This is a genomic window from Pseudoalteromonas sp. SR45-5, assembly GCF_014163565.1.
GTDB classification, from domain to species: Bacteria; Pseudomonadota; Gammaproteobacteria; order Enterobacterales; family Alteromonadaceae; genus Pseudoalteromonas; species Pseudoalteromonas distincta.
On record NZ_JACJDN010000415.1, the window covers coordinates 1 to 3684 of the forward strand.

A 3684-nucleotide genomic window follows, 5' to 3' on the forward strand; every position below is an offset into this window, starting at 1 on the left:
TAATCTTAATACTTAGTAAAATTTAAGCAAAAAAAACGCAGCCTAAGTAGGCTGCGTAAATATATATTCAGGGATGAACTAATGCTGTACTGCTGCATTCATTGAGTCAGACCCACACTTTTTAGAAAAGTTCTGTGAGATCTTAGAAAAATGAAAAAAAATGCAATTATTTTATCTCTTGCCATTACTTTAGCTGGTTGTGCTACAGCCCCTCCAAAACAACCTAACGATCTATGTAAAATCTTTGAAGAAAAACCTGATTGGTATTTTGACGCAAAAGATGCGCAAGAAAAATGGGGTTCTCCTAAGCATGTACTCATGAGTATGATGTACCAGGAAAGCTCATTTAAGCATGATGCCGCTCCGCCTATGGAGTACTTCTTATGGATAATTCCAACCGGTCGCGCAAGTGATGCTTATGGTTACTCACAGGCTAAAACACCAACATGGTCAGATTATATTCGTGAAACAGGCAACAATGGTGCTGATAGAGACGACTTTGACGATGCAATCGACTTTATGGCGTGGTTTGTTTATAAAACGCATAAAGTAAATAAAATCTCTAAATGGGATGCTTACGCACAATACCTTAATTATCATGAAGGTTGGGGTGGCTATAAGCGTGGCACATATAAAAAGAAAAAGTGGTTAATGGGTGTAGCAAATAAAGTTAAACACAGAGCGAGCCGTTATGGCGCGCAATTAAAGCGCTGTGAAGACGAGCTTGATAAAGGTTGGTTTGAACGTCTTATATTTGGCTAGAGAGTTATTAATGGATATAAAAAAGGAGCCAATCGGCTCCTTTTATACTTAGCGAGAACGCTTATTAGGCTGAATCTTCACCTGTTTTATCATATTCTCTTTTACTTCAAGTACTTCAATAGGGTAGCCCGCAATACGTAGACTAATATTTGCATCGGGAATATCTTCTAAGTATTCAACAATTAAACCACTCAAAGTTTTTGGGCCGTCTAGTGGGAAATCCCAACCCATCTCTTTATTTAAATCGCGTACGTTAGCGCCGCCATCTACAATACAAGAGCCATCAGTTTGTGTTTCTACTTCTTCGCTTGGCGTACGAGTTTGTGTAGTTGTAAAATCGCCAACAACTTCTTCTAAAATATCTTCAAGCGTTACTAAACCTTGAATATCGCCATACTCGTCTACTACTAAGCCAATACGCTCTTTAGACTGCTGAAACTTTAACAGCTGAGTGTTAAGTGATGTTCCCTCTGGGATAAAGTAAATTTCGCGTACAGCACGCAGCAAAGATGGTTTATCAAATTGCTCTTTTGTAAGTAGACGAAGTGCATCTCGAGAGTGAATAAAGCCTACTGCGTCATCTATATTGTCGCGATACAATAACACGCGAGTATGTTGTGCATGGGTAAGCTGGCGACTAATTAGTTTCCAATCATCATTAATATCAATAGCCACAATTTCGTTGCGTGGGATCATGATATCTTCAACGGTTACTTGCTCTAAATCTAAAATTGAGGTCAGCATACTTTGATGGCGAGCAGGGATAAGTGCGCCTGACTCATTGAGCACTGTTTTTAATTCTTCTTTGCTCATGCTGTGCTCGTCGATTTGAGCGGCACTAATACCAAATAATCGCAATATCCCGTTGGTCATCCAGTTAACGATAACAACAAAAGGAAAAAGAATTTTTAGTAACCCTTTAAGTATTATTGAGCTTGGAAAAGCAACTTTTTCAGGATAGAGGGCAGCAAGAGTTTTAGGTGTTACTTCGGCAAATATAAGCACGACTAAAGTTAACACACCCGTAGCGATAGCAATACCAAGGTCACCGTAAAGGCGAATACCTATAATGGTAGCAACTTGAGCTGCAGCTATATTGACAAGATTATTGCCAATTAAGATTAAACCGATGAGCCTATCTGGACGGCTAAGTAATTTACTGACTCGTTTAGCTGCACGATGATCCTCTTTAGCGAGGTGTCGCAGGCGTATACGATTGATTGACATAATTCCGGTTTCTGAACCAGAAAAATAAGCAGAAAAAAGCACCAAAAAACCTAAAATGATAAATAGGGTACTTGTCGATATGTCGTCCAACGATGGATCCTTTTCTTATAAATCAATGCGTATTAAGCTAGAGTGAGCAAGCAGAGTCAAGTTAAAACTTATTTAGTATCACTTCTTGTATGAAACGGCTGCCAAAATATGCGAGTGTGAGGACAAATGCAGCGACCATGATCGTAATAACCACAGGTTTACCGCGCCAACCCTTTTTCATATGCCCGATGGCTACAATGGCAAAAATAGCCCACGCAACTAACGACAATATCGTTTTATGAATGAACTCTTTAGCAAACATCCCATCAAGAAATACAAACCCCGAGAGTAATGCGAACGTGAGTAATATGGTGCCTAAATTAAGGAGTTGGTAAAGCTGGCGCTCAACAACCATCAAAGGCGGAAGGTGACTATGCACAATTGCTAAATCTTTACGTTTTAAACGTTTATCAATAAAGTAGAACTGTACACCATATAAAGTAGCAATAATTAAAATACAGTAGGCCAATAGGGATAAGGAAATGTGTGTTACTAAGCCAACCTCAATATTAATGCTTTGCAGTAAAATATGATGAGGAATAAATAAACTGGCAATTGTAAGTAAAGCACCAAAACCATAAACAACGGGCAATAGTAAAGTGGCGGGGAACTTTAGCGACACAGCTGTTACTGAAACTACAATAACCCAGCATGTTAAAAGGGAGACGTTTACAATACTTAGGTCTTGACCGTCGGATCTAAAAACAGAGTTAACTAACAGCAGCATATGCGCCACTATAGCAACCGTGCTCAATATGACGGTTACCTTTTGGCTAGGGCCTTGTTGATGAAACAGGCGTGAGAGCACGTGAGACGTTGCTAACACATAAAATAAACTGGCAATAATAGTTAAACTAATAATCAGCATTGTGCTTGGGCCACTTAATTTGAGACAAAATAATCCTTGTTGTTATATAGCCATTGTATTTTATAGCAAAGCAAATGCATAGACCTTAAAAAAAGAAACTCAACAAGGTGCACTTGAACACTGTATTGTAAGACGCCATATACGGTATACTACTTTTAATTGAAACTTAATAAGTCAATCCTGGTTAATTGAAAATCAAACTAACCGTAAAATTTTAATGGATTGATATAAACGTCTTATCGGAACCGTTACATGTTTGAGAACCTCCAAGAACGATTAGGTAAAACCTTAAAAAATATCAGTGGCCGTGGCCGTCTGACTGAAGACAACATAAAAGACACACTTCGCGAAGTGCGTATGGCATTTTTAGAAGCCGATGTGGCACTGCCTGTTGTTCGCGAGTTTGTAAAACAAGTTAAAGAACGTGCAGTTGGGGTTGAAGTTACAAAAAGCTTAAGCCCAGGCCAAGTATTTATAAAAATAGTGCGTGAAGAACTAGAAAAAGCAATGGGTGAGGCCAATGAAGAGCTAAGCCTAAATGCACAACCGCCAGCCGTTGTTATGGTAGCGGGTCTGCAAGGTGCGGGTAAAACCACCAGTGTAGCTAAGCTTGCTAAGTTTTTAAAAGAACGCAAAAAGAAATCAGTGCTTGTAGTAAGTGCCGATGTTTATCGCCCTGCTGCGATTAAACAGCTAGAAACGCTTGCTACAGAAGTTGACGTTGATTTCTTTCCAAG

Annotated in this window: 4 protein-coding genes; 2 read left to right on the plus strand and 2 right to left on the minus strand. The window is 39.2% G+C overall.

What is annotated here, in order from left to right:
- Positions 1–150: 150 nt before the first annotated feature.
- The gene (locus tag H5072_RS14300; protein ID WP_002962200.1) at positions 151–762 is read left to right on the plus strand and encodes a transglycosylase SLT domain-containing protein; all 612 of its coding nucleotides are present in this window, start codon (positions 151–153) and stop codon (positions 760–762) included.
- 48 nt (positions 763–810) lie between these two features.
- Here H5072_RS14300 and H5072_RS14305 read toward each other — a convergent pair whose 3' ends face one another.
- Both H5072_RS14305 and H5072_RS14310 read right to left on the minus strand, forming a co-directional pair.
- On the minus strand, positions 811–2079 hold the full coding sequence (locus tag H5072_RS14305) for an HlyC/CorC family transporter (protein WP_002962198.1): 1269 nt from the start codon (positions 2077–2079) through the stop codon (positions 811–813).
- Between the two features lie 61 nt (positions 2080–2140).
- A complete protein-coding gene (locus H5072_RS14310) occupies positions 2141–2947 on the minus strand; it encodes an inner membrane protein YpjD (RefSeq protein ID WP_002962197.1) in 807 nt (268 codons plus the stop codon).
- Between the two features lie 252 nt (positions 2948–3199).
- Between H5072_RS14310 and H5072_RS14315 the strand changes: the two genes are divergently transcribed.
- Positions 3200–3684: signal recognition particle receptor subunit alpha (locus H5072_RS14315; protein WP_182693897.1), on the plus strand; the 485-nt coding region annotated here is incomplete at its 3' end.